Genomic DNA, 25028 nt, shown 5'->3' with positions numbered 1-25028 from the left:
CGTGACCGGCGCGACCGGCTTCGTCGGCGGCCACCTCGTCCGCCATCTCACCGCCCGGGGCGACGAGGTGACCGCGCTGGTGCGCGGCGGCCGCGCCGTCCCCGGTGCCCACAGCGCCCCCGGTGACCTCGCCACCGGCGTGGGACTGGCCGCCGCGCTGCGCGGCGTGGACCGCGTCATCCACCTCGCCGGGGTCACGAAGGCCACCGACCCGCGCGCCTACGCGGCCGTCAACGCCGCCGGCACCCGGCGGCTGTGTGAGGCCGCCGCGGCCCTGCCCGTACCGCCCCGCCTCGTCTACTGCTCGTCGCTGGCCGCCTCCGGACCCGGCCGGCGGCGCCACGAGGACCAGCCACCGGAGCCGGTCTCCGCGTACGGGCGCAGCAAGCTCGGCGGGGAGTGGGCGGTTCGGGACGCGGCGGACCGGCTGCCGGCCGTCGTGGTCCGGCCGCCGATCGTGTACGGCCCCGGCGACCGGGAGTTCCTGCCGCGGCTGGTGGCGGCGGTGCGCACCGGGGTGCTGCCGGCGGTGGGCCGGCCCGGCCCGCGGCACTACTCGCTGATCCACGTCGACGACCTGTGCCGGGCCCTGATCACCGCTGCAGACCCCGGCACCACCGATGTGGGCACGTACCACGTCTGCGACGGCACCGAGCACCGCTGGGAGGACATCGGCGCCGCCGTCGCCGGCACGCTCGGACGCCGTGCGCCCCGGGTGGTCCACATCCCCGGGCCGCTGGCGATGACCGTGGCGCGGCTCTTCGGCCGCTCGTCGGCGCTCAATCCCGACAAGGTCGCCGAGGCGCTGCACCCCGCGTGGACCTGCGCCCCCGGCGGCCGGCTGCCGTACCGCCCCGCCGTCGCGCTCCCCGAGGGGCTGCGCGGCGCCCTGAGCCGCTGACCGAAGCCGTGACCCGGCCCTGTGAGGAAGGGGGGACCACCCCATGCACCGCCGACTGTCCCCGTACGAACGCGTCATCTGGGCCGCGGGTGAGCGGCTCCCCGTCAACATCGCCGCCGTCGCCCGGGTCGAGGGCCGTACGACGCCCGACCGCGTCAGGGCGGCCGTGGCGGCCCTCCGGCGCCGCCATCCCCTGCTCGGCGTCCGCATCGCCGACCCGGGGCCGTGGCAGGGGCGGCTCACCACGAACGGGGTCCCGGACCCCGAGGTGCGGGTGGTCCGGGGCGCGGACCCCGATGGCGGCTGGTCCGCCGTGGTGGAGGAGGAGCTGCCGCGCCCCTTCGACACCCCCACGGGCCCCCTCGCCCGCTTCGTCCTCGTCGACGCGGGCGACGCCTTCGACCTCGTCACCGTGTACCACCACCTCGTGGCCGACGCCGTCTCCGCGGGCATCGTCATGCGCGACCTCCTGACCCACCTGGCCGGGCCGGACCCGGCCGGCGCGCCCGTACCCGGACCGGCGGGGCCCACCGGCACGCGGCGGCACGCGGCGGCGGACGAGGCCGCAGGGGACCCGGTACCCGTGCTCGCGGCGCCGGCCGACGAACTCATCCCCGGCCCGCGTGCGCGTCCCGCCGACCTCCTCAGGACCGCCCGGGCCCTGGGCGGCCCCGTGCGGGCGCCGTACCCCCGGGACGGGCGGCTCGCGTACACCGCCTGGTCGCTGGAGCGCGAGGAGACGGCGCTGCTGCTCAAGCGGTGCCGCGACCACGGCGCGACACTGCAGGCGGCGCTGTGCGCGGCGTTCGCGCGGGCCGCCGCACCCGGCCGCCCCGCGCGGATCGCGGTCGCCGCGGACCTGCGCCGGGTGCTCGAACCGCCGCCCGGCGAGGCCATGGGCCTGTACGCGGCGAGCTTCGTCGTGCCGGTGGACGGCGGGGCCGCCGACCTGTGGGCGGCCGCCCGCGACGCGCGGGCCGGCATCCATGCCCGGCTCACCGCTGAGGAGCTGTGGCCCCTCGTGCGCGTGTTCCGCCTGGCGTCGCTCCTGCCGCACCGCGCGGTCGGGGCCCTCCTGCGGCGCGGCGAGTCGCGCGGCCCCCGGTTCGACGTGTCCGTCAGCAACACGCGCCTGGACCTCCCCGAGGAGTACGGGCCGCTGCGGCTGAGCGCGGTGTACGGCGCCGCGCACACGAGCCTGTCGGGAGCGCCCCTGGTGATCGTGGTCGGTCTCGGCGGCCGACTCTTCCTCAGCGTGACGTCCACCGCCGGCGAGGAGGCCACGGACCTGTGCCGGCGCGCCATGGACCACCTCCTGTCCGCGCGGTGAGGGCCCCGACGGATACCCACGGGCTCAGCGGGTATCGGAAGGGCGTGGCACGCACCGTAGGAGTCGAAGAAGAGCTTCTCCTGGTGGACGCGCGGACCGCCGAACCGCGCGCGGTCGCGGATGCGGTGCTGGACGGCGGCCCATGGTCCCGGGAACTGGTGGCCGAGCTGCAGCAGCAGCAGCTCGAACTGAACAGCTCTCCCTGCGTCACCCTGGACCAGCTGCGGGAGGAGCTGCGCGCGTGGCGCTGCCGGGCGGCCGGACTGGCCCGCTCGCAGGGGGTCGCGGTGGCGGCGCTGGGCACCTCCCCGGTATCGGTGTCGCCGCGGCTCACCCCTCGGGGCCGCTACCGCAGGATGGCCCAGTCCTTCGGCCTCACCGCGCAGGAGACCCTGACCTGCGGCTGCCACGTCCATGTGGGGGTGGATTCGGACGAGGAGGGCGTGGCCGTCATCGACCGCATCCGCCCCTGGCTGCCGCCGCTGCTGGCGCTCAGCTCCAATTCACCGCTGTGGCAGGGTGCCGACACCGGGTACGCGAGCTACCGCTACCAGGTCTTCGGCCGGTGGCCCACCGCCGGCCCGACCAGCGGCTTCGGCTCGGCCGAGGCGTACCACGGAGCGGTGGCCCGGCTCCTGGCCACCGGCATCCTGCTCGACCAGGGCATGGTCTACTTCGACGCCCGGCTGTCGGCGAAGTTCCCGACGGTGGAGGTACGGGTCTGCGACGTGTGCCCGGACTACCAGGACGCGGTCGTGCTGGCCGCCCTGGTGCGAGGCCTGGTCGAGACCGCCGCCCGGGACTGGGCGGACGGCCGTCCCGCCCCCGCCGACGACGTCGCGCTGCTGCGGCTCGCCTCCTGGCGGGCCAGCCGCTTCGGGCTGGACGGCGCGCTGCTCGATCCGCGCACCTTCCGCCCGGCGAGCGCCCATGACGTGATCGAGACGCTGGTCGGCCACGTCGAGGGCGCCCTGAAGGACGCGGGCGACCTCTACACCGTCCGGGCCGGCGTGGACCGGCTGACGTCCCACGGCTCCGGTGCCCGCTGGCAGCGGGAGGTCTACGCGGACGGCGGGGCCGCCGCCGTCCTGCGGGAGGCCGTCACCCGTACCGAGGCCTGACCCTGCCGGTCGCGCCTCGCGCCTCGCGGCTCGCGGCCGCCCCGCCCCGCCGGTGGGCCTGCAGTCCAAGGGGAGCGGCACGTCGGCACACGCCCGCAGCCACGGCTCCCCCCAGGGCGACCCGGTCTCCAGCACCCTCGCCCGACGCCGAACAGGCGGTCCCCGGCAAGCCGGCGGACCGGCCCCAAGGCGCGCGCCGCATCGGCACACGCCCACAGCCACGGCTCCCGCCCGAGCGACCCGGCTTCCGACGCCCCACCCACGCGAGCAGACAGTCCCTGACAAGCCCGTGGACGCACCCGAAGGCGAGCCCGCCGCGGGTGGCGGTCTCCGCGGCGGACGCCTCCGAGGCGCCGCGGTCGGCGGGGCGGACCGGCCGACGTCCTGCCCGCCACAGGGGCCGGGCGAGGCGGACCGGCCACGCGCTGCGCGCTATCCTGCCGCGACGCACACGTCGGGGGATCGGGGGCGGCTGATGGCGGACGCGCGCGCCGCGGTGCACCGCATGCTCGCTCGCTTCGGGCTGGCGGAGCCGCCCGACACCGCCCGCCTGGTCGCCGACGCCGGTACGACGCCCGAGAGCCTGCTGACGACGGCCGAGCATCTGTTACGGGCCTCCTGGCACGACGGGGGCCGGGCCCCGGCCGCCGCCGCCCTCGCGCTGATGATCCTCGCCCTGGACACCGCGCACGGCGACCATCCGCTGCGCGCCCGGCTCGTCCTGCATCTGCAGCTCGCCGACCGCACCCTGTCGCACCTGTACGGCGACTTCCGTACCGCGTCCGAGGTCCGCCACCACCTGGCCGCGCAGACCCAGCACCGCTCCCCGGACGACCTCGTCGCCATAGCCGCCACCTACCCGGCCGGCCCAGCCCAGCAGCCGTTCCGGCCCGCCGACCCCGCGGAGGACAGGGTGGCGGACCTGCTGGCGACCCTGCCGCCGGACGACCTCAGCCGTCCGGGGCTGCTGGCCCGGCTCGCGCACTCCGCCCTGATCCGCTACGAGTCCGGGGCCACCGACGAACTGCCGGCGCTGTGGCCGCGCGCCCGGGCGGCCTTCGAGGCGGTCACCGCCGAGCACGTCGACGCCCCGGACGCCGGCCGGGTGGCCGTGCTCGCCGGCATCGCCTGGCTACGGGCCCACCCGCAGGACCGGGCGGCGGTGGACATCGCCGTCCGGGGCGGGCGGCTGGCGCTGGCCGCGGCGAGCGGGCGCGCCACGGCGGCGCTCCGGGACCGGCACGAGCTGCGCACCGTCCGCTTCGCGCTGTCGGCCGCGCTGATGTGCACGCTGCCCTGGGCGCCGAGCCGCGCGACGATCGACGAGGCGATGGGCCACCTGGAGGCGTTCCGGGCGGAGGGACTGCCGGACGACAACGGCGTCTACGAGGTCAACATGGCCTCGCTGCTGGCCGCCCGCGCGGTCGTCGACTGGGAGGTCGCGGACGCCGCCGAGGCCGAGCGGATGCTGCGCGCGCTCATGGAACGGCTGCCGCCCGGTCATCCGCTGCTGCCGCACATCGCCCGGAAGGCGGCCGGAGTGGGCGAACTACGCGGCAAGATGCGGCTCTTCCCGCGAGCCCTCGGCTCGATGGCGACCCGGTTCCTGCCGATGGCGGTGCGGTTCGCGCCCGCGCTGCCGCCGGTGCAGTTCCGGACGGCCATGCCGCCGGAGGGCTTCCGTACGGAACCTGGCCGTGCGCCGGGCCCGGGACCGGAGCCCGACCCGGTCCCGGCACCGATCGTGGAACCGGCCGTGGAACCTGTCGTGGTCCCGGTGCCCGCGCCGGGGCCGGACGCCGGCGGGCACGAGGCGCACGAGGCGCACGAGGCGCCCGCGCCCTTCACCGCCGCCTTCCCCGTCCCGCAGGAGATGCGGGCCCTGGTCGAGGCCTTGGCCAAGGGTCCGGGCACACCCCAGGGCATGGACCCCGCCTTCGTCGCCGACGCCGAACGGCAGTTGCGCGAGGCACTGGAGCGGACCGGTCCCGGCACCCCCGAGCGCGCCCGGACGGCCGGCCTGCTGATGGCGGTCATCGCGATGCGCTACATGACGGACCAGGACGCAGCCGTGATCGACGAGGCGGCCGCGCTCGGTGACCGCGTCCTGGCCGAGCTGCCCCACGGCACCCGCGAGCACGCCCTTCTCGTCCTCACCTCGGCACCCTGGCAGCACATGCGGGCGGTGCTCGGCATGGACGCCGACGGACTGCGCACCTGCTGCCGGGAGTTGCGCGCCGCCCTCGACCGGCTGCCCGAGGACGCCCCGGAACGCGCTGCCGGCGAGGTCGAGTACGCCAACGCGCTCACCAACCTCGCCGGGCTCACCCAGGATCGCGTCCTGGCCGCAGAGGCACGCCGGCGGATCGCCGACGCCTCGCGGCGCGTGGAGCGGGCCCCGGGCATGTCGGACCTGCTCGGAGGGATGGTGACCTCCTACGGCCACTGGGCCGACTACACCGACGCGACGGTGCGCGGGGACCCGCAGGCGGCACGGGCGGCCGAGGTCGCCTTCGCGGCGGAACCCGCGGGCGAGATGCCGGCGCTGAAGTTCGAGATCGCGCGCATCGCCATGGCCGACGCTCTGGAGCACCGCGGCTGGGCGGCCGCCGCCGACGCCGCGCAACGCGCCCTGGAGACCCTGCCGTCGGTGGCCTCCCGCGCTCTGACGCGCGACGACCGGCGGGCCTTCGTCAGCGGCGCGCTGCTCGGCCGCCGCTACCCCATCGCCCACCTCCAGGTGGACGGCGGCGACCCCGCGGGCGCGGGCCGGCCCGATCCCCTGACCGGTACCAGCCTCGGCCGCACCGGCTGTGCGGCGGCGCTCGCCGCCGGGCGCCCCGCCCAGGCCCTGGCGCTGCTGGAACAGGGCCGCGCGGTCCTGATGGGCCAGGACCTGGAGGCCCGCACCGACCTGACCGCGCTCGCCGCGGCGCACCCGATGCTGGCCCGGGAGTTCTCGGCCCTGGCGGCGCGGATGCGGCGGGCCGAGTCGGGCGACGACATCATGGAGCGGCACATCGCGGCCGCCGAGTGGGAGGCGCTGCTGATGCGCCTCCGCGGCAGGGCCGGATTCGAGCGCTTCCTGATGCCGCCCACGGAGGAGGAGATGCGGGCCGTGGCCGCGGAGGGCCCGATCGTCGCGGTCAACGTGGACAGACTGCGGTGCGACGCCATCGTCGTCACGACGGAGCGGATCTTCTCCGTGCCGCTGCGGGAATTGACGGAGGGCCGGATCGCCCTGCGGGCGCAGGAGTTCCTGGCGGCGGTGAACCTGCCCCGTGGGGCGCCCCGCGAGGAGCACGACCGCGCCCGTGAGGTCGTCCTGGACACCTTCGCCTGGCTCTGGCGCACGGTGGCCGAACCGGTCCTCGGCGCCCTCGGCCTCACCCGGCCGCTCCCCGAGGACGCCCCCGCCTCCGGCATGCCGCGGCTGTGGTGGTCCGCCTCGGGTCCGCTGGCCTACCTGCCGCTGCACGCCGCCGGACTGCAGCGCAAGCACCAACTGCGCGACGGCCGCACCGTCCTGGACCGCGTCGCCTCCTCCTACACCCCCACTCTCCGCGCCCTGCGGCACGCCCGCCGGGCCGCCTCCGGCCGCACCGGCGGGCGGCTGCTCGCCGTCGGCCAGCCCACCGGCAGGGCGGGCGCGGCGGGCGCCTCCGCCCGGGAGATCGCCGCGATCGCGGACGCGCTGGGCGGCGTACGCGGGCTCGAGGGCGAGACGGCCACACCGGAACGCGTCCTGTCGGCAATGCGCACCGCCCGCTGGGTGCACTTCGCCTGCCACGGCGTCAGCGACACGGAGAACCCGTCCGACAGCCACCTCGTGCTGCACGGCGGGCCCCTGAGCGTCGGGGACGTCTCCCGGCAGGAACTGCTCTACGCCGAACTCGCGGTACTGCTCGCCTGCCACACCGCGCACAGCGGGCAACTGCCCGACGAGGCGGTCCATCTCGCGTCCGCCTTCCAGACCGCCGGTTACCCGCAGGTCGTCGGCGCCCTCTGGGAGGCCGACGACACCGCCTCCGCGCTCTTCGCCGCCCGCCTCTACGCCGCGATCCGCGCCCCCGTCCCCGGCGCGGTCGCCCCCGCGGACGCGGGACGCGCCCTCAACCACGTCACCCGCGCCCTCCGCACCCGCTACGCCCGCTCCCCCGCGGCCTGGGCCCCCTTCGTCCACATCGGCCGCTGAGCCCCGTGCCGCAGCCATCACCACTGTGGCCGGTGGCCGCGACCGGCCGAGGGCGGACGGAAGAGTCACTCGCCCTTGAGCAGGCCGGCGAGGTCGGGGTGCACACGTCCCGGATCGATGGTGGTGATCTCGTACGTGGCCACGCCCGAGGTCACCAGCGGGTCCTCGGCGGCGATCCGCTCGATCGCCCGGCGATCCACCCCGCGGGCGATGATCGCGCCGCCCTCCGTCGAGGGCACCGTCTGCCCGGAGACCAGGAAGGTACCGGCACGGTGATGATGTTCCAGGTGATCGACGTGGGCCGCGACGAACGGCCCCGCGTCCTCTTCCGATCCGGTGTAGGTCAGGAGCAGCAGGTGCAGCATTCCCGTCCGATCTCCTCGGCGGGCCAGGCGGACCGGCACATCATGGCAGAGCCCGGTCCACTGCCGGCGGCGGTGCGTCGGTGCCGCAGTGCCGCGCGGTCACCGCTGCCGGCGCAGCACCATGTCGAGCTCCAGCCAGGCCGCCGTCGGGACCGGGCCGGGCGGGACGGGTAGGCCCATCGCACGGGCGACCGAGCGCAGGCGCAGGTCGACGAGGGCGTCGACGAGGTCCGCGAGGGCGAAGAGCCGTTCGCGGCCCAGCCACCAGGCGGCGAGGACGACCACGACACCGACGACGAGTGCGGGCCACCACGACGTGGCGCAGGCCAGCGCCGCGTACAGCAGACCCCACCCGCACAGCCGGGCGGACGCCTCGAAGGCACCGGCCGCCTCGCGGACCTCCCTTCGGTCGGCCTCCGCGGCCGCCAGCCACAGGCGGGGCCAGACCACCGCGAAGGGCACCGCGTAGTACTCGCCGACGCGGTGCTCGAGGGCGTGCATCCGGTCGCCCATGCGCGTGGGACGGGCCGGGGGCAGCGGCGCGATGCGGTCCCGTCGTGCCTCGGCGGCGCGGGCGGCGGTCAGTTCGTCCTCGCCGCCGCCGTGTTCGTGGCGTCGCAGGTGCGCCGCGACGTCCGCGTCGGCGCGCTCGCGGCGGGCGCGGCGCCGGCGGACGAGCCGCGCGCCCGCCCCACCGGGCCAGGGCCCGAGCCAGAGCACCTGGACGGCCCGCGCGAGGACCTGCACCACCAGGCCCGGCACGACGGCGAGCAGCAGCACGGCCACCAGCGCCAGGAAGAGCGCCGCGCCCCCGTGGGCGTCCGTCCAGTCCGCGTAGCGCTCGACCTCGCGCAGCAGGCGGCCCACGTCGAACGGCCGCCCGCCGCCCAGCACATGGGCGGCCCAGGCGGCGCCGAGGAAGAGCGAGCCGGGCAGGGCCAGCAGGGAGACCCAGCGCTCGGCGAGCTTGCCGCCGAGCTCGTCCAGCAGTCCGGCCACCGCCCTAGCACCCGCCTTCCGGACCTGAGTCGCGCAGCGCCGTCCGGCACTCGCCTCCGCCACGTTGCCGCCGAACGCCGTCGCCCCAACCGCCCCGACCCGCACGCAGCGGTCGCCGCTCCTTCCCCCGCAGGGATCCTGAAGGACGGGCCCTCAGTACCGCACGCGCCGCAGGTCGGTGTCCCAGACCGCGCAGTGCGGGGCGGAGACGGACCCGGTGGGGTCCTCGCTGCGCGCGCAGACCCCGCGCGGGCAGCGGTAGCGCAGGATGCCGCCGCCCCCGCCGGCCAGGCCGGGAAGCTGGGGGTAGCCGCCCCACTGCACGCGGCCGTCGTTGATCCGGACGCCGAGCCGGAACGCGAGGTCGCTGATCGCCAGCAGGTCCCCGGTGCCTTGCCGTACGGCCTCCGCGACGGCCTCCACCTCGGCGGCATCCCCCGGATCGCCGAGCGCTTCACGCCGCAGTTCCGGGAGCGCCTCGCAGAAGGCCATGACGTAGTCCTCGTCCACCGGCCCAGCCTACTGATCTGCGATCATTGCCGTATGGCGTTCACCGAAGAGCTCGCGCGGGCCGTGCTCGCGGCGGACGGACAGGACGGCGCGAAGCTGATCGCGCTCGGTGAGAACGCGGTGTTCGAGCTCGCGGACGGCGTGACCGTCGCGAAGGTCGGCCGCGGTCCCGAACTGCTGGAGCGGGCGGCCCGCGAAGTGCGCACGGCGTCCTGGCTCGCCGCCCACGGCGTCCCGGCGGTACGGGCGGCGGCGCCCGAGGCCCGGCTGGTCGAAGGGCACCCGGTGACGTACTGGGAGCGGCTGCCGGACACCGTGCGGCCCGCGGAGCCCGCCGACCTCGCCGCGCTGCTGCGGCTCGTGCACGCCCTGCCCGAGCCGGACTTCGCCCTGCCGCGCCGCGACCTGCTGGACGGCGTCGAGCGGTGGCTGCGGCTGGCCGGCACGGCGGTCGACCCCGCTGACGCCGCCTATCTGCGTGAGCGGAGGGACGGTTTCGCCGCGGCGGCCGCCGCGCTGACCCCGCGCCTCGCCCCGGGACCGATCCACGGGGACGCCCTGCCGCGCAACGTCCACGTCGGCGCGGACGGCCCGGTCCTGGTCGACCTGGAGACCTTCTCCGGCGACCTGCGCGAGCACGACCTGGTCGTCATGGCGCTCAGCCGGGACCGCTACGGCCTCGACCCCGCCGCCTACGACGCCTTCACCGCCGCCTACGGCTGGGACGTGCGCGAGTGGGAGGGCTGCGCGGTGCTGCGCGGTGCGCGGGAGACCGCCAGTTGCGCCTGGGTGGCACAGCACGCGCCGGGGAATCCGGCGGCGCTCGCCGAGTTCCGCCGGCGCGTGGCCTCTCTGCGGGACGGCGATCCGTCGGTGCGCTGGTATCCCTTCTGAACCCGTCGCGCCGCCCCGGCTGGGAGGATGGGGCGCTCCTCCGGCCAAGGCGGTGTGCGTGCCGGATCCGTTGGTCGTTCGCCGTGTCCTCGGCGACCGTCCCTTCGCCGGGATCGGCGAGCCGGCCGTCGCCGCGGCGGACCCGCGTCTCGGATGCGTGGTCGTGGGCGGGGACATGGGACGGAGCCCGTGGCCCCAATCGGGACGGCCCCCGATCGACCGGTGGCCGCAGTACCGCGTCGGTGTCTACGACGCGGAGGACCTGCGCCGCCGGCACGTGCACGACTGCCGCCGGCCGGTGAACTCGGTCGCCTTCCGGTCCGGGGAGGTCGTGGCGCTCGACGCGCGGACCGGCAGGCCGCGCCGGCGGCACCGGCTGCGTGTCGACGGGCAGGTAGTGGTGCCCCTGTCGCTCACGTCGGCCGGTGCCGGCAGGCTGCTGGTCGGCACGGTGGACGGGCGGGTCCTCGACTGCGCGGCGACCGCGCCGGCGAGCCCCGCGGTCACCTCGGCCGGGGGATGACCGGCCAGGCCCGCTCGACGACGGCCGCCGGGTCGGCGGTGCGCCGCAGATACGCCTGCAGGGAGGCCGACTGTTCCGCCGCCGCGCGGACCTGAAGGTCGTGCAGGTCCGTGAGCGGCATCAGGCCGACGGGCCGGTGCCGCTCCGCCATGCTGCGCACCACACGGGCCGCGGCCAGCGCGTCCGCCCTCGCGTCGTGCGCTCCCTCCAGCGGCACCCCGTAGTGGGCGCACAGCGCCTGCAGGGCCCGCCTGCCCTTGCGGTACTTGTCGACGTGCTTGTCGATGACCAGCGGGTCGATGACCGGTGAGGGCCCGCTCCCGAGCCGCTCGCTGACCGACGCGACGCCGTGCCGCCGGCACTCGCGGTCCAGCAGCGACAGGTCGTAGCGCGCGTTCATCACCACCAGCGGTGTGCCCGAGCGCAGCACCTCGGCGACGGCGTGGGCGATCTCCTCGACCGCCGAGCCCGCCGGGAGCCCGTGCGCGCGGGCGTGGGCGGTCGAGATGCCGTGGATCGCGGACGCCTGCTCGGGTATCGCCACCCCCGGGTCGAGCAGCCACGTCCGCTCCTCCGAGACGGCCCCGTCCGCCTCCAGCCGCACGACGGCGGCGGTGACGATGTGGTCGGTCTCGACGTCGGTGCCGGTGGTCTCCAGGTCGAAGGCGACCAGCGGGCCGCTGATCCAGCTCATCGCGCGGCCCCCGTGCCGGCGGCGAGGGCGCCGCCCGCGCCGCGCCTGCGGCTGCCTGCCGCCCCCCGTCCGCAACCGGCCTGCCATGCCCGGCGTCGTCCCCTGCCCATTGGCGTACGTCCTTCCCGCGGTTCCCCCGTGTTCCGCTCCATCATCCCGCGCGCCACTGACACTCCTCCGGCCGGGCTGTGCGACCGCCCGGTTCAGGGCGGGCCTGCGGTCCGGCGGGCCGTCAGGAGACCGGACGGGAGTCGGCCCAGACGCCCTCGAACTCCTCGCGGTAGATCTCGAACAGCCCGTGCTCGGCCTCGGGGACCTCGTCGGCCCTGGTCTGCACGAGCTGGCGCGGTCCGCCGCGCAGGATGAGGACCGGGGCCTCCATGCCGCGCGCCTTGCGCAGGTAGGGCTGGACGACCGCGAGGCCGTCCGAGGTGTCCCCGTCCACGAGGTAGGCGGTGAAGCGCGGGGTCTCGTCGAAGACCCGGATCTCGAAGGCGGCGGTGTCCCGCAGCCGCGCCCGCACCCGGCGCATGTGCATGATGTTCATCTCGACCGAGCGGCTCAGTTCCCCGCGGCCGAGGCCGAGTTCGCGCTCGCGCCGGCGGACGGCGCTGCTCGCCGGGTTGAGGAAGAGCAGCCGCACGCGGCACCCGGACTCCGCGAGCCGCACCAGCCGCTTGCCCGAATAGTTCTGTACGAGCAGATTGAGGCCGATGCCCACGGCGTCGAGGCGGCGCGCGGTCCCGAAGAGGTCCTCCGCGGGAAGCTGCCGCTGCAGTCGCACGCGGTCAGGGTAGACGCCGACGACATCGGCGTAGCGGTCGGCGACGAGCTCCTCGACGGCGTCCACGGGCAGCCGCTCGGCGGACGGGTAGCCGGGCCCGGAGCCGAGCATGTCCAGCAGCCGGGCGGCGGCCCGCTCGGCCTGGTCCAGGACGGTGCGGGACAGGGCGCGGTTGCGGGAGACGACGTGCCGGGCCACCTCAAGCTCGTCCAGGGCGAGTTCGAGCTCCCGGCGGTCGTCCAGATAGGGCTCGAAGCACGGCCAGTGCTGGATGACGAGCTCGCGCAGTTGCGGCAGGGTCAGGAAGCTGAGGATGTTGTCGTCGGCGGGGTCGAGCAGGAAACCCTTGCGGCGGCTGACCTCGCGGACGGCGGCGGCCCGCTGCACCCACTCGTGACCGGCGGGCCCCGCGGCCGCGACCACCCACTCGTCGCCGTGCACGGGCTCGTAGATCGGGCGCAGCACGGCGTTCACGACGGCGCGCAGCCGCTGCTCGACGAGGTTGAGCCACACGTATGCCCGGCCGGCGCGCCGGGCGCGGGTACGCACCTCGGCCCACTCGTCGGCGCCCCAGTCCAGTTCCGCTCCGATCTCCAACGGCAGTGCGAGGGAGGCGGTGCCGGTGGTTCCCTCGCCGATGCCGCCGCCCGGGTCCCCCTGATCACCACCACCGGGGAGCACCAGACCTCCCGACATCACGACTGCACCCGCCTTCCCGCCCCCGTCCACGATCAAGGAAGGGTACTGCGGGGCGGGAGGCGGTGCAGCCGTAACGACGCTACTTCACCACATGCTTACCGGGTTTGCCGGGCAACGCCGTTAGTGACCCTGCCCGTTGTGGCCCGAGAGGTCGTCCGGGGTGAGCGGGCTCATCGCGGTCACGTCGCGCGGCGCGAGCTGGAAACCCTGCCAGTGGATCGGCATGGGGCTCTGGTCCTCGTCGCGGGGGATGTGGTGGAAGCCGACGTTGACCCACACGACCGGGTGCTTCAGTGCCTCCCCGTCCGCCCACTTGTCGACCGAGGTGCCCCGGCCGTTGCAGGCCGGGTCGCTGTTCCCGCTGGCCAGCTGCTCGCAGGCGCGGTACTGGGTGAAGTACACGTCCTTCGAGGTGTAGGCGTGGGCGTCGTAGTGGTCGGAGTGCTGCTGGACCAGCTCCCAGGAACGCGGGTGCTGGTCGGCGTTCTTGCCGGCCGTGGAGACCACGCGCCACCAGCGGCGCAGCGCTGAGGAGGCGGCCAGCTCCTTGGTCACCGGGGTCCTGGTGGTCTTCAGGATGGCGGAGCCGGAGCCCTGGCCGGCCTTCTTGGTGTCGAACTGCTCGACCTTGGCCTGCGTGGAGCCGTCCAGGCCGAAGTTCAGCCGCCAGAAGACCGAGTGGTAGTGGCTGGTGGAGTGGTCGTGGTTGCCCCGGCCGATGGGCCAGCCGGTGCCCTCCCCGCTGTAGTCGCCGGGCGACAGGTCGCCGGTGGCGCCCATCTTGGCGGTGATGGTGCCGTCGTCGGAGAAGTTCCACTGGGTGATGTACTCGTACCAGCCGAGCTGGGAGACGGAGAAGACCACCAGGTCGCTGCCCTGCTTGGTGTACTTCTTGGCGTTGCCCTGGTCGTCGTAGACGTCGCTGCGGTAGGCGTAGCCGTGCGGGGCGGTGGTGGTGCACAGCGCCTTGACGTTCCGCTGCTGCTGCGGGATGTAGGCGGAGCTGATCGTCCCGCCCGGGCACTCCTCGGGCCCGATGTCGATCGCGGTGTTGCCGAAACCGATGTCGGACAGGTCGTTGTACTCGGTCCGACCCGAGTCGTACGGGACGTTGACCTGCGCGAGCGTGGCCGAGGTCAGCACCTTGAGCGGCTGCGGTTCCTTCTTCGGCTTGTACGCGATCTTCTCCAGGACCAGGCCCTTGGTTCCGCTCATCCGCCAGCACATGCTCCAGCCGGTGCCGTTCGGCAGGGTCTTGGTGATGGCGGTGGCGGTGCCGCAGTCCACCGCCGCCGCGGTGCCGGCCCGGGGGGCCGCGCCGGCCTCGCCGGCCGTGGAGCCCGCGAAGAGCGCGGGCAGGAGCAGGAGCGCCGAGGCCGTACCGAGGGCCCGGCGCACGTTCGGGGTGCGCATGGTTGCTGGGTCTCCGCTCTTAGTGGACTCGGCCGACGGTGCGATCGCTGAGGTCGACGACCAGATTGGTCGTATCGATCCACGGCCCGTCCTTCACCTGCGTGAACAGCCGTACGCATCGATGCGTGCCGCATTTGCCCAAACCGGCCGGGGCGGACTGCTCCGAGGTGTTGAACGAGATGCCGCGCAGCCGCAGCTGGTCGGGCGAGGTGAGCTCCCGGCCCTTCGTGGCGGCCTTGAAGTCGGCGCGGAGGCCCTTGCCGAGGGCGTCCTGGATCAGCAGCGCCGCCGCTTCCCGCGTCTCGTCGTTCGAGGGCGGCGGCTGCATGCCGGTGGCGGTGTCGGTGTGCTCGACGGTGCCGGCGGTGAGGTTGACGGTCTTCTTCACGAGCCGGTCGTGCCCGTAGTCGTAGAAGAGCACCTCGACCCGGCGGGCCTCGTCCGCGGACGCCCCAGAGGCGTCGGCCGGTTCGGCGAGGTCGGTGTCGAGGTACTCCGGCCCGCGCCCCCCGTCCACGTTCTCCGCGCTGCGCAGCGCGTCGCGCTGCAGGGCTATGGACTTCGCCCGGTCGACCTCGGCCTTGGTCAGAGGCCCGCGACCGGTCTGCTGCCCGCCCTGGGGCGCGTCGTCCTCGGTCACTCCGCCGCTGCCCGTGTCCTGCCGCCCCGGCGCTCCGGACGCGGCGGCGGGGCCGCCCGTCGTGGAGTGGTCGTCGCCGGAGGCGTCACGCGGCAGGGTGACGGCGATCATCACCGCCGTGGCGGCGACGGCGACGCCGCCACCCCACAGGGCGCGCGTGAGACCGCGCCCGACTCCTTCCCTTCGCAGTAAGGAGCGACTTTCCCCCTGATCTGTCACGTATGTCTCCCCTGTGTCGTACTGTCACTTGTTCTGACGGGATCAACACGACACAGGTTCCCCGAGGGCGGTGGATTCTTGCGGCAGGCAGGGGAATTGGGACACCCGTAACGGGGAAGAACTTGGCGATTCCATGCCCGGAGGGGTCCACTTGCGTGACGATGCCCTTTCGGCACCGATGTGGCCGGGGTGCGGCCTACCGGCGCCCGGCGAAGAAGTGGAAGAGTCGACGACATGCAGGTCTGGCCGGGTCAGGCATACCCCCTCGGCGCCACGTACGACGGCGCCGGCACCAACTTCGCGGTCTTCTCGGAGGCCGCGGAGCGGATCGAGCTCTGTCTGCTGCAGGACGACGGCTCGGAGACCGCCGTCGAACTGCGCGAGGCGGACGCCTTCGTCCGCCACGCGTACGTCCCGGGCATCATGCCCGGTCAGCGGTACGGCTTCCGGGTCCACGGTCCCCACGAGCCGACCCGGGGGCACCGCTGCAACTCAGCGAAGCTGCTGCTCGACCCCTACGCGAAGGCGATAAGCGGCACGATCGACTGGGACGAGGCGGTCTACGGCTACCGCTTCGGGGAGCCCGAGTCCCGCAACGACCTGGACTCGGCGCCGCACACCATGACCTCGGTCGTGGTGAACCCGTACTTCGACTGGGCGGAGGACCGCAGCCCGCGCATCGACTACCACCGCACCGTCATCTACGAGGCCCACGTCAAGGGCCTGACGATGCTCCACCCGGAACTGCCGGAGGAGATCCGCGGCACGTATGCGGCGCTCGCGCACCCCGCGGTCATCTCGCACCTGGTGGAACTCGGCGTCACCACGCTGGAGCTGATGCCGGTGCACCAGTTCGTCCACGACCACCGGCTGGTGGACACGGGGATGCGCAACTACTGGGGCTACAACACGATCGGCTTCTTCGCCCCGCACAACGCCTACGCGTCGATGGGCGACCGCGGCCAGCAGGTGCTGGAGTTCAAGACGGCGGTACGGGAGCTGCACCGGGCCGGCATCGAGGTGATCCTCGACGTGGTCTACAACCACACCGCCGAGGGCAGCCACCTGGGGCCGACGCTGTGCTTCCGGGGCATCGACAACGCCTCGTACTACCGGCTGGCCGACGACCCGCGCTACTACACGGACACCACCGGCACGGGGAACTCACTGCTGATGCGCAGCCCCCACGTGCTGCAGATGATCATGGACTCGCTGCGCTACTGGGTCACCGAGATGCACGTCGACGGCTTCCGCTTCGACCTCGCGGCGACCCTGGCCCGGCAGTTCCACGAGGTGGACCGGCTGTCCTCGTTCTTCGACCTCGTGCAGCAGGACCCCGTGGTCAGCCAGGTGAAGCTGATCGCCGAACCCTGGGACGTCGGCGAGGGCGGCTACCAGGTGGGCAACTTCCCGCCCTTGTGGACCGAGTGGAACGGCAAGTTCCGCGACACCGTGCGCGACCTGTGGCGCGGTGAACCGGCCACACTGGCCGAGTTCGGCTCCCGGCTGACCGGCTCGTCCGACCTCTATCAGGACGACGGCCGCCGGCCGCTGGCCTCCATCAACTTCGTGACCTGCCACGACGGCTTCACGCTGCGCGACCTGGTGTCGTACAACGACAAGCACAACGAGGCCAACGGCGAGAACAACCGGGACGGTGAGAGCCACAACCGCTCGTGGAACTGCGGCGCCGAGGGCGAGACCGAGGACGAGGACGTGCTCGCCCTGCGGGAGCGCCAGATGCGCAACTTCATCGCCACCCTGATGCTCTCCCAGGGCGTGCCGATGATCGCCCACGGCGACGAGTTCGGCCGCACCCAGGAGGGCAACAACAACGCCTACTGCCAGGACAACGAGCTGTCCTGGGTTCCGTGGCCCAAGGAGGGCGACGCGGACACCGAGCGGCTGCACGAATTCACCCGCCAGATGGTGTGGCTCCGCCGCGACCACCCGGTCTTCCGGCGCCGCCGCTTCTTCCACGGGCGCCCCGTCGAGGGGACGCACGACGAGCTCTCGGACATCGCCTGGTTCACCCCTGAGGGTGAGGAGATGATCCAGGACGACTGGGAGGAGGCCCAGGCCAACGCCCTGGTGGTCTTCCTCAACGGCAGCGCCATCTCCGAGCCGGGGGACCGCGGGGAGCGGATCGGCGACGACTCCTTCCTGCTGATGTTCAACGCCTGGTACGAGCCGCTGGACTTCGTGGTGCCGGTCAACCACGGCAAGGAGTGGCAGGTGGTCGTCGACACCCAGCGCCCCGAGGGCGTGGCCCCTGGTTCGGGGCGCAAGGTGACCCAGGGCGACCGGCTGCGGCTGGCGGACCGGAGCATGGTGGTGCTGCAGCGCCCGGCGTAACCGGCCGCCCGATGTGATGGGCATACCGGTCGGCGGGGTAGTCACTCCTCCATGACAGAAAGCGCCGCGACCCCGCCGACCGCTGTCGTCCCCTCCGTGCCGAGCGCGACCTACCGGCTGCAGCTCCAGCCCGACTTCCCGTTCGCCGCCGCCGAGGCCGTCGTCCCCCATCTGGCGGCGCTCGGCGTCTCCCACCTCCACCTCTCCCCCGTGCTGCAGTCCGTGCCCGGCTCCACCCACGGCTACGACGTCGTGGACCACACGCGGGTGCGCGAGGAACTGGGCGGCGAGAAGGGGCTGCGCTCGCTGGCGCGCACCGCCCGGGCGCACGGCCTCGGGCTCGTGCTGGACGTGGTGCCCAATCACATGGCCGTCCCCGCGCCGGAGTACCTGGCCCGGCCGCTGTGGGAGGTGCTGCGGGAGGGACCGGAGTCCCCGTACGCGCGCTGGTTCGACATCGACTGGGCGGCCCAGGGCGACCGGCTGCTGCTGCCGGTGCTGGGCGCCCCGCTGGAGGAGGTGCTCGACGACCTGCGCGTCGAGCGGGACCACGCCGCCGGGGAGCGGGTGCTGCGCTACCACGACCACGCCTTCCCGCTGCGGGCCGGCACCGAGGAGCTGCCGCTGCGCTCGCTGGTCGAGGCCCAGTGGTACCGGCTCGCCTGGTGGCGGCAGGCCCGCACCGAGCTGAACTACCGGCGCTTCTTCACCATCTCCGACCTCATCGCGGTCCGCGTCGAGGACGACGAGGTCTTCGCCGCCACCCACGCCACCCTGCTGCGCCTGCTGGACGAGGGCGTCGCCGACGGCCTGCGCGTCGACCACCCGGACGGCCTCGCCGACCCCGCCGGATACCTGCGGCGGCTCGCGGACGCCTCCGGGGGCCGGTGGACGGTCGTGGAGAAGATCCTCACCGGCGGCGAACGGCTCCCGGCCGGCTGGGCCTGCTCCGGCACCACCGGCTACGACGCACTCGACCGCCTGGACGGGCTGTTCACCGATCCGGCGGGCGCGGAGGAGATCACCCGCTTCTACCGCGGCTTCACCGGCGCCCCGGCCGACGCGGGAGGCGACTGGGCGGCGACCGTACGGGCCGCCGCGGACCGGATCGCGACGCACGACCTGGCCGCCGAGGTCGACCGGCTGACCCGCTCCGCCGTCCGCGCCACCGGGCTGGAGCCCGCCGCGCTGCGCGAGGCGATCGAGGCGACACTCGTACGGCTGCCGCGCTACCGCCCGTACGTCGTCCCCGGCGAGCCCGCGGGCGCGGAGGACACGGCGCTGCTGGAGGCCGCGACCGGCGCCACCGGGCATCCGGCGGCCGGGACGGTGTGCGACCTGGCCCTGGGACGCCTCAAGGGCGGCGGCGAGGCCGCCGCGGACTTCCCTGTGCGCTTCGCCCAGGTCTCCTCCGCGCTGCGCGCCAAGTCGGCCGAGGACACCGCCTTCTACCGCTACTACCCGCTGCTCTGCCTCAACGAGGTCGGCCGCGAACCCGACCGCCCCGCCGTCTCCCCGGAGGACTTCCACGCCTTCTGCGAGCGTCTGCGGCGCGACTGGCCGCTCACCGGGACCGTGCGCTCCACGCACGACACCAAGCGCAGCGCCGACGTGCGCGCCCGGCTCGCGGCGCTGACCGAGCTGCCGGGCGAGTGGGCCGACTGGGTGGGCGAGGTCTCGGGGAATCTGCGGGAGTACCTGGAACACCGCGGGATCCCGCTCCCCGAGCGTCATGTGGAGTACCAGGCCTGGCAGTACGCGGCGGTCTTCTGCGACGCCGGCGCGGCGGACCTCGTGGCCGGCACCATGCTCAAGGCGGAGCGCGAGGCGGGACTGCGCACCTCCTGGACCGACCAGCGGCCCGAGTACGAGCAGGAGCTGACCGGCTTCGTGCGCGAACTGGTCGGCGGACCGGCCGCCTTCGCCACGGAGCGCATCGACCGCGCCCTGCGCGGGCCCGAACGTGTCAACGCCCTCGGCGCGCACCTGGCGCACCTGACCATGCCGGGCGTGCCCGATGTGTACCAGGGCGACGAGGAGCGGCAGCTGCTGCTCGTCGACCCCGCCAACCGCAGGCCGTACGACCCGGGCGCCGCCGGTGACGCCCCCGGCGAGAAGCGGCGGGTGACCACGGCCGCGCTGCGGCTGCGCCGGGCCCGGCCGCAGTGGTTCACCGGCCCCGACGCCACGTACGAGCCGCTGTACGCGCGCGGTCCGTCCGGGGCCCACTGCGTGGCCTTCGTCCGCGGCGGGCGGGCGCTCACGGTGGTCACCCGGCTGTCCCGGCGGCTCGCGGACGCGGGCGGCTGGCGCGGCACGGAGCTGGTGCTGCCGGAGGGGGTCTGGACGGAGGTGCTGACGGGCCGTCCGTTCGAGGGCGTGGCACCCCTGGCGGAGCTCCTGGACCGGCTCCCGGTGGGCCTGCTGGTGCGCGACGTGGACGAGTGACACCCACTGCCCGCCGCACTCCCCCACCACGCCGTCCTATGACGTCGTCATGGATCCCGGCACCACGAGGGGTTGGCCGGGCGGCCGCCGGGCGCGCGATCCCCTGAGGGCGCCGCCCGTTGACGGTCCGTCAACCGCCGTCCGGCTCGCCGCTCCCTCGCTCACGGCGCACGACCGGCCGCGCTGTACGGTATGCGGCATGTATACCGATATTCCCTTCATCCCGCGTCTCGCCGGGGTACACCACGTCACGCTGCCCGTCAGCGATCCGGCCCGGTCGGAGGCGTGGTACGAGCGGGTCCTCGGCTACCACCGGATCGCGGAGTTCACGGAGGGCGGCGCCTTCGCCGGCATCGCGATGGCCCACCCCGGCGGCGGGCCCGTGCTGTGCCTGCGCCACGACCCCGCCCTCGCGGGGGCCGCCGCGGGCTTCGCGTGGTTCTCCCTCGGCGTTCCCGACCTCCCCGCGCTCGACGTGCTGGCCGCCCGCCTCGACGCGCTCGGCGAGCCGCACGGCGCCGTGGTCCGCACCGCCCGCGGCTGGCTCCTCCCGCTGCTGCGCGACCCGGACGGCCACGAGCTGCGCTTCGCCACCGTCGACGAGGGGCCGCCCCCCTGCCCCGGCCGGGTCCTGCCACTCGCGGCCGGCCGCGAGCCGGTGCCGCAGTCCCGTACCGCCTGAGGAGCACGGGCCGGATTGTCGGACCCCGCTGTTAGCGTCCTGCCATGGACGCCTCGGAAGCCCTGCTCACCCGCATCGAGAACGACCCGGTCGCGGCGGCACGCCTCGCCTGGCCCGGTGACTTCGACATCACCCGCCGCGACCCGGTCGAGGACGTGCGGCTGCCCTCGGGCCTCGCGCTGCGCCCCATAGCCGGCGACGGCGCGGGCGGCACGTTCTTCCTCTGCGGCGAGCCCGGCGACGCCGAGCGGCCGGTGGTCTTCGCGGACTCCGAGGGGCGGGCTGCGCTCATCGGCGCGGATCTGGCCGAGGCCGTCGAGCTGATCGTGTCCTGCCCGATGTGGTGGCGGGAGGTGTGCCCGGGGGGCTCTCCCGAGGAGCTGGACGCCGAGGTGCGCGCCGACCACCCGGAGCTGGACCGGGAGCGCGAGGAACTGGCGGCCACCCTCGGGCTGACACCCCCTCCGGTCGAGGAGGTCGTCGCCCGGCTGCGGAGGACGGCGGCGCGCACGGCGCCGGACTTCCTGCCGTATGTGGACGACGACGACCACGAACCGTACGAGCCGCTGTTCCGCACCTGAGATCGGGCCCGGAGCGGCCCGGCCTCACCCCGTGGTGAGGCGGAAGCTCATCGCGCCGAAGGTGACCTGGTCGCCGGGGCGGACGGCGGCGGAGCCCATGACGCGGCGGCCGTTGACCCAGGTGCCGTTCATCGAACCGAGGTCGCGCAGGACCCACAGCCCGCCCTCGTGGCTCAGCTCGGCGTGGAAACGCGACGTCGAGGAGTGGCTGAGCCGGAAGGTGCAGGAAAGGTCCCGGCCGATCCGCACCGGGAAGGGGGCGGGGGCGGGCAGCAGCAGGGGCGGCAGTTGCTGGACGGCCCAGGCGTGGCGCATGCGGGCGCGGAAGGCCGACGTCTTGGTGACCGCGCGGACGACGGAGCCCGCCATGCGGGCCCAACGCCCCTTCGCGGGCGGCAGGTCGGCGATGAGGGCGGCCAACTCGTCGGAGTGGCGTGCCTTGAGGACGAGTCCCATACGGCGCACGAAGGTGTCGTGCGACAGACGTCCGTCGACGGCGCCCTCGCGAAGTACCTCGATGGCGCGCTCGCGTTCGGCGTCGGTGGGCCGCGCCGGATGCGTCGGGAACTCGTAGGTCACCTGCGTGATTGTCGGGCCGGCAGGCCCGGGGTGTCCAGGAGATGCGTCTGCGGGGGCGCGCCGTTAATTGCGTGGACGCCGCCGAACGCGGATGGTTACGGTGATCGCACGCCCTTGACCCAGGAAGGAGGCGGCAGCCATGTACCCGTTCGTTGTCCCGCGCTCCCGCCCCGTTGTCCACAGGGCGTACTCCGTCTGACCGGGAGCGCTCCGCTCTCCCGTGAGGACATTCCCCTTCATGACTGATCTGGTCATCCGCCCGCTCACCGCGGGCGAATCGCACCTGTTCCACTCCCTGACCATCGAGGACGAGGGCCTGGTCGGCCGGTCCCTCATGGGTCACAGGTACTCCACGCTCGACGAGGGCGGCGAGTACCGCCCCGACTGGACCTGGGTGGCCCTCCGCGACGGCACCGTCGTCGCCCGCGCCGCCTGGTGGGCGGGGCCGGACGACGACGAGCCCGTGGCCCTGGACTGGTTCGACTTCACCGACGCCGACGCCGCCGTGCGACTGCTGCGCACGGCGCCGCTCAAGGCCGAGTACGAACTGCCGCTGCCGCCCGGCTGGCGGGAGCGGCGGGAGGTCCGCGAGGCCGCCCAGGCCCGCATCGACGCGGCGATCGTCTCCGGCATGGAGCTGCTCGTCGAGCGCTACCGCTACATCTGGACCCCCGAGTGCGGGATTCCCGAGCGCACCGGACGGCTGGAGTACCGGCCCGAGCCGGACGACGCCGTGATCCTGGACGTGCTGAAGCGCGTCGGGGTCGGCAGCCTCGACGCGCACACCCGCCGCACGGTGCGGCTGCAGGGCCCGGATGCGGCCGCCCGCGAGGAGCTGGAGTTCCTCAACTGGCTGCAGTCGCCGCGCGAATGGTGGCGTCTGGCGTACACCCCGGAGGGTGAGCTCGCCGGCATCCAGGTACCGGGACGCAACCCGAGTGCGTTCTGCGTCGGCTTCATCGGTGTCGTGCCGGAGCAGCGCGGCCACGGCTACGCCTACGACCTGCTGGTGGAGTGCACGCACGACCTGGCCGGACACGGCGCGGAGCGGATCGCCGCCGCCACCGACCAGGGCAACGCGCCGATGGCGGCGCACTTCGCCAAGGCGGGTTATCCGGTCGCCGGGGAGCGCGTCAACCTGGTGTGACCCCCGGACGGCGGTGCAGCATGGTGCCCATGCGCTTCGACGTGTGGGCACCGGACGCCGGTGAGGTGGAGGTACGGGTCGACGGCCGGGCTCACGACATGGGGCGCGATCCCGAACGCGAGGGCTGGTGGTACGCGGACGTGCCCGCCGGGCACGGCTCGCGCTACGCCTTCGCGCTCGACGAGGGCCCGCCGCGGCCCGACCCCCGCTCGCGCCGCCAGCCCGACGGGCCGGAGGGGGCGAGCGCGGTCGTCGACCACGACCGCTTCGAGTGGACCCACGAGTGGGCGGGCCGCCCGTTGCCGGGCGCGGTCCTCTACGAGCTGCACGTCGGCACCTTCACCTTCGCGGGCACCTTCGACGCGGCCGTCGAACACCTACCGTACCTGGCCGAGTTGGGCATCACGCACATCGAGCTGATGCCGGTCTGCCCGTTCCCCGGCACGCACGGCTGGGGGTACGAGGGCGTGTCCCTGTGGGCGGTGCACGAGCCCTACGGCGGCCCCGACGGGCTGAAGCGCTTCGTGGACGCCGCGCACGGCCACGGGCTCGGGGTGGTGCTGGACGTCGTCCACAACCACCTCGGCCCCTCGGGCAACCACCTCCCCGCCTTCGGCCCGTACTTCACCGACCGCCACCACACTCCGTGGGGCGACGCCGTCAACCTCGACGCGCCCGGCTCCGACGAGGTGCGCGACTTCCTGACCGGCAGCGCCCTGTCCTGGCTGCGCGACTACCGTCTCGACGGGCTGCGGCTCGACGCCGTCCACGCCCTCGTCGACACCCGCGCCACGCACCTGCTCGAGGAACTGTCCACCGCCGTCGACGCCCTGTCGGCCGCGGTCGGCCGCCCCCTCTTCCTGATCGCCGAGTCCGACCGCAACGACCCGCGCACCACCGACCCGCGCGAGGCCGGCGGCCTGGGCGTGCACGCCCAGTGGAACGACGACTTCCACCACGCCCTGCACACCGCGGTCACCGGCGAGTCGCAGGCCTACTACGCGGACTTCGCCGCCTCCCCGGTGACGGCCGTGGCCAAGGCACTGCGCCGGGTCTTCTTCCACGACGGCACGTACTCCGGCTTCCGCGGCCGCGCCCACGGCCGCCCCGTCGACCTGACGACCACCCAGGGCCACCGCTTCCTCGCGTACACCCAGACCCACGACCAGATCGGCAACCGCGCCACCGGCGACCGCCTCGGCGCGAGCGTCCCCGCGGGCCTGCTCGCGGCGGCCGCCGCACTCGTCCTCACCTCCCCGTACACACCCATGCTGTTCATGGGCGAGGAGTGGGGCGCCCGCACGCCCTGGCAGTTCTTCACCGACCACGACGACCCCGAGCTCGCCGCCGCCATCACCCGCGGCCGCCGCCGCGAGTTCGCCGAGCACGGCTGGAAGGCCGAGGACATCCCCGACCCCCAGGACCCGGCGACGCGGCTGCGCTCCTGCCTGGACTGGTCCGAACGCGACAAGGACCCGCACTCCGGACTGCTCGCCTGGTACCGCCGCCTGATCGCCCTGCGCCACGCCGAGCCCGAGCTGACCGACCCCGGTCTCGACACCGTCCACGTCGCCGTGGGCGAGCACACCCTGCGGCTGGACCGGGGCCGCTTCCGGGTCGCCGTCAACCTCTCCCCGGAGGAGGCGCTCGTCCCGCTCCACCACCCCGGCCGCGCCGAGCCCGCGGGCTACGTCCCGGTCGCCTCCTGGCGTCCCTGCCCACCGCCCACCGACACCGGCTGCCTCCACCTGCCCGGCCACTCGGTCGCCGTGCTCCGTGAGCGCTGACTACCCTGAACGGGTGACGAACGACGACGAACCCCGCGCCACCTGCGTGCACTGCGGTGACCCCACCGAGTACCCCGACTCCCGGCCGGGCCTGACCCTCTGCCCGGTCTGCGAATGGCACGAGGCCCAGCGCACGGCCTGCAGCGGCTGACCCGGCGGACC

The 25028-nt window shown here is 74.4% G+C and carries 21 protein-coding genes; 13 read left to right on the top strand and 8 right to left on the bottom strand.

What is annotated here, in order from left to right; all coding sequences use genetic code 11:
- Position 1 precedes the first annotated feature (1 nt).
- From ACWDAS_RS13755 to ACWDAS_RS13740, 4 genes are all read left to right on the top strand, one after another.
- Positions 2–901, top strand: a complete 900-nt coding sequence (locus ACWDAS_RS13755) for an NAD-dependent epimerase/dehydratase family protein (RefSeq protein WP_450389483.1) — start codon at positions 2–4, stop codon at positions 899–901.
- Positions 902–944: 43 nt separating this feature from the next.
- On the top strand, positions 945–2231 hold the full coding sequence (locus ACWDAS_RS13750; RefSeq protein WP_450389481.1) for a condensation domain-containing protein: 1287 nt from the start codon (positions 945–947) through the stop codon (positions 2229–2231).
- Positions 2232–2275: 44 nt separating this feature from the next.
- A complete protein-coding gene (locus ACWDAS_RS13745) occupies positions 2276–3352 on the top strand; it encodes a carboxylate-amine ligase (RefSeq protein ID WP_450389480.1) in 1077 nt (358 codons plus the stop codon).
- Between the two features lie 475 nt (positions 3353–3827).
- Positions 3828–7547: a CHAT domain-containing protein gene (locus ACWDAS_RS13740; protein WP_450389478.1), complete on the top strand. Its 3720-nt coding sequence runs from the start codon at positions 3828–3830 to the stop codon at positions 7545–7547.
- Positions 7548–7612: 65 nt separating this feature from the next.
- On the opposite strand, the gene ACWDAS_RS13735 is transcribed toward ACWDAS_RS13740, so the two are convergent.
- From ACWDAS_RS13735 to ACWDAS_RS13725, 3 genes are all read right to left on the bottom strand, one after another.
- Complete coding sequence (locus ACWDAS_RS13735; RefSeq protein WP_450389476.1) at positions 7613–7912, bottom strand: YciI family protein; 300 nt, start codon at positions 7910–7912, stop codon at positions 7613–7615.
- Positions 7913–8011: 99 nt separating this feature from the next.
- Positions 8012–8911, bottom strand: coding sequence for a hypothetical protein (locus ACWDAS_RS13730; protein ID WP_450389474.1), 900 nt, complete (start codon positions 8909–8911; stop codon positions 8012–8014).
- Positions 8912–9064: 153 nt separating this feature from the next.
- The gene (locus tag ACWDAS_RS13725; RefSeq protein ID WP_450389473.1) at positions 9065–9421 is read right to left on the bottom strand and encodes a hypothetical protein; all 357 of its coding nucleotides are present in this window, start codon (positions 9419–9421) and stop codon (positions 9065–9067) included.
- Between the two features lie 33 nt (positions 9422–9454).
- Here ACWDAS_RS13725 and ACWDAS_RS13720 point away from each other — a divergent pair, with 33 nt between their 5' ends.
- Together ACWDAS_RS13720 and ACWDAS_RS13715 are read left to right on the top strand one after the other, a co-directional pair.
- On the top strand, positions 9455–10315 hold the full coding sequence (locus ACWDAS_RS13720; RefSeq protein ID WP_450389471.1) for a phosphotransferase enzyme family protein: 861 nt from the start codon (positions 9455–9457) through the stop codon (positions 10313–10315).
- 58 nt (positions 10316–10373) lie between these two features.
- Positions 10374–10838, top strand: coding sequence for a hypothetical protein (locus ACWDAS_RS13715; RefSeq protein WP_450389469.1), 465 nt, complete (start codon positions 10374–10376; stop codon positions 10836–10838).
- Here ACWDAS_RS13715 and ACWDAS_RS13710 read toward each other — a convergent pair.
- From ACWDAS_RS13710 to ACWDAS_RS13695, 4 genes are all read right to left on the bottom strand, one after another.
- Entirely contained in the window at positions 10819–11532 is a 714-nt protein-coding gene (locus tag ACWDAS_RS13710; protein ID WP_450389467.1) for an exonuclease domain-containing protein, read from the bottom strand. The two genes, ACWDAS_RS13715 and ACWDAS_RS13710, sit on opposite strands and share 20 nt — an antisense overlap.
- 232 nt (positions 11533–11764) lie before the next feature.
- The gene (locus ACWDAS_RS13705) at positions 11765–13012 is read right to left on the bottom strand and encodes an SAV2148 family HEPN domain-containing protein (RefSeq protein ID WP_450389465.1); all 1248 of its coding nucleotides are present in this window, start codon (positions 13010–13012) and stop codon (positions 11765–11767) included.
- A gap of 123 nt (positions 13013–13135) precedes the next feature.
- Complete coding sequence (locus ACWDAS_RS13700; RefSeq protein WP_450389463.1) at positions 13136–14428, bottom strand: copper amine oxidase; 1293 nt, start codon at positions 14426–14428, stop codon at positions 13136–13138.
- 19 nt (positions 14429–14447) lie between these two features.
- On the bottom strand, positions 14448–15287 hold the full coding sequence (locus ACWDAS_RS13695) for a Tat pathway signal sequence domain protein (RefSeq protein WP_450389462.1): 840 nt from the start codon (positions 15285–15287) through the stop codon (positions 14448–14450).
- A 234-nt stretch (positions 15288–15521) separates the two neighbouring features.
- On the opposite strand from ACWDAS_RS13695, the gene glgX reads away from it, so the two are divergent.
- The 4 genes from glgX to ACWDAS_RS13675 all read left to right on the top strand — a co-directional run bounded on the left by glgX (position 15522) and on the right by ACWDAS_RS13675 (position 21353).
- Positions 15522–17642 (top strand): glycogen debranching protein GlgX, encoded by a 2121-nt coding sequence (gene glgX, locus ACWDAS_RS13690; protein ID WP_450389460.1) that lies wholly within the window; start codon positions 15522–15524, stop codon positions 17640–17642.
- A gap of 51 nt (positions 17643–17693) precedes the next feature.
- Positions 17694–20090, top strand: a complete 2397-nt coding sequence (treY, locus tag ACWDAS_RS13685; RefSeq protein ID WP_450389458.1) for a malto-oligosyltrehalose synthase — start codon at positions 17694–17696, stop codon at positions 20088–20090.
- 199 nt (positions 20091–20289) lie between these two features.
- Complete coding sequence (locus ACWDAS_RS13680) at positions 20290–20772, top strand: VOC family protein (RefSeq protein ID WP_450389456.1); 483 nt, start codon at positions 20290–20292, stop codon at positions 20770–20772.
- A gap of 44 nt (positions 20773–20816) precedes the next feature.
- Positions 20817–21353, top strand: a complete 537-nt coding sequence (locus ACWDAS_RS13675) for a hypothetical protein (protein ID WP_450389454.1) — start codon at positions 20817–20819, stop codon at positions 21351–21353.
- A gap of 24 nt (positions 21354–21377) precedes the next feature.
- On the opposite strand, the gene ACWDAS_RS13670 is transcribed toward ACWDAS_RS13675, so the two are convergent.
- Positions 21378–21932 (bottom strand): FHA domain-containing protein, encoded by a 555-nt coding sequence (locus ACWDAS_RS13670; RefSeq protein ID WP_450389452.1) that lies wholly within the window; start codon positions 21930–21932, stop codon positions 21378–21380.
- Positions 21933–22170: 238 nt separating this feature from the next.
- Here ACWDAS_RS13670 and ACWDAS_RS13665 point away from each other — a divergent pair, with 238 nt between their 5' ends.
- Genes ACWDAS_RS13665 through ACWDAS_RS13655 form a run of 3 tightly spaced genes read left to right on the top strand, consistent with a single transcriptional unit; the run spans position 22171 to position 25017 of the window.
- On the top strand, positions 22171–23079 hold the full coding sequence (locus ACWDAS_RS13665; RefSeq protein ID WP_450389450.1) for a GNAT family N-acetyltransferase: 909 nt from the start codon (positions 22171–22173) through the stop codon (positions 23077–23079).
- Between the two features lie 29 nt (positions 23080–23108).
- Positions 23109–24866, top strand: coding sequence for a malto-oligosyltrehalose trehalohydrolase (treZ, locus tag ACWDAS_RS13660; protein ID WP_450389448.1), 1758 nt, complete (start codon positions 23109–23111; stop codon positions 24864–24866).
- Positions 24867–24879: 13 nt separating this feature from the next.
- On the top strand, positions 24880–25017 hold the full coding sequence (locus ACWDAS_RS13655) for a hypothetical protein (RefSeq protein WP_450389615.1): 138 nt from the start codon (positions 24880–24882) through the stop codon (positions 25015–25017).
- The last annotated feature ends 11 nt before the right edge of the window (positions 25018–25028 follow it).

The sequence above is a fragment of the Streptomyces sp. NPDC001070 genome (assembly GCF_053598835.1).
The sequence above is the reverse complement of the archived record's forward strand: the minus strand, read 5'-3'. Positions and strand labels throughout refer to the sequence as shown.

Excerpts from the sequence above, each read along its gene's own strand:
- ACWDAS_RS13750 (WP_450389481.1), top strand. The coding sequence starts at position 945 with ATGCACCGCCGACTGTCCCCGTACGAACGCGTCATCTGGGCCGCGGGT.
- ACWDAS_RS13740 (WP_450389478.1), top strand. The coding sequence starts at position 3,828 with ATGGCGGACGCGCGCGCCGCGGTGCACCGCATGCTCGCTCGCTTCGGG.
- ACWDAS_RS13735 (WP_450389476.1), bottom strand. The coding sequence starts at position 7,912 with ATGCTGCACCTGCTGCTCCTGACCTACACCGGATCGGAAGAGGACGCG.
- ACWDAS_RS13720 (WP_450389471.1), top strand. The coding sequence starts at position 9,455 with ATGGCGTTCACCGAAGAGCTCGCGCGGGCCGTGCTCGCGGCGGACGGA.
- ACWDAS_RS13710 (WP_450389467.1), bottom strand. The coding sequence starts at position 11,532 with ATGAGCTGGATCAGCGGCCCGCTGGTCGCCTTCGACCTGGAGACCACC.
- ACWDAS_RS13705 (WP_450389465.1), bottom strand. The coding sequence starts at position 13,012 with ATGTCGGGAGGTCTGGTGCTCCCCGGTGGTGGTGATCAGGGGGACCCG.
- ACWDAS_RS13700 (WP_450389463.1), bottom strand. The coding sequence starts at position 14,428 with ATGCGCACCCCGAACGTGCGCCGGGCCCTCGGTACGGCCTCGGCGCTC.
- glgX (WP_450389460.1), top strand. The coding sequence starts at position 15,522 with ATGCAGGTCTGGCCGGGTCAGGCATACCCCCTCGGCGCCACGTACGAC.
- treY (WP_450389458.1), top strand. The coding sequence starts at position 17,694 with ATGACAGAAAGCGCCGCGACCCCGCCGACCGCTGTCGTCCCCTCCGTG.
- ACWDAS_RS13680 (WP_450389456.1), top strand. The coding sequence starts at position 20,290 with ATGTATACCGATATTCCCTTCATCCCGCGTCTCGCCGGGGTACACCAC.
- ACWDAS_RS13675 (WP_450389454.1), top strand. The coding sequence starts at position 20,817 with ATGGACGCCTCGGAAGCCCTGCTCACCCGCATCGAGAACGACCCGGTC.
- ACWDAS_RS13665 (WP_450389450.1), top strand. The coding sequence starts at position 22,171 with ATGACTGATCTGGTCATCCGCCCGCTCACCGCGGGCGAATCGCACCTG.
- treZ (WP_450389448.1), top strand. The coding sequence starts at position 23,109 with ATGCGCTTCGACGTGTGGGCACCGGACGCCGGTGAGGTGGAGGTACGG.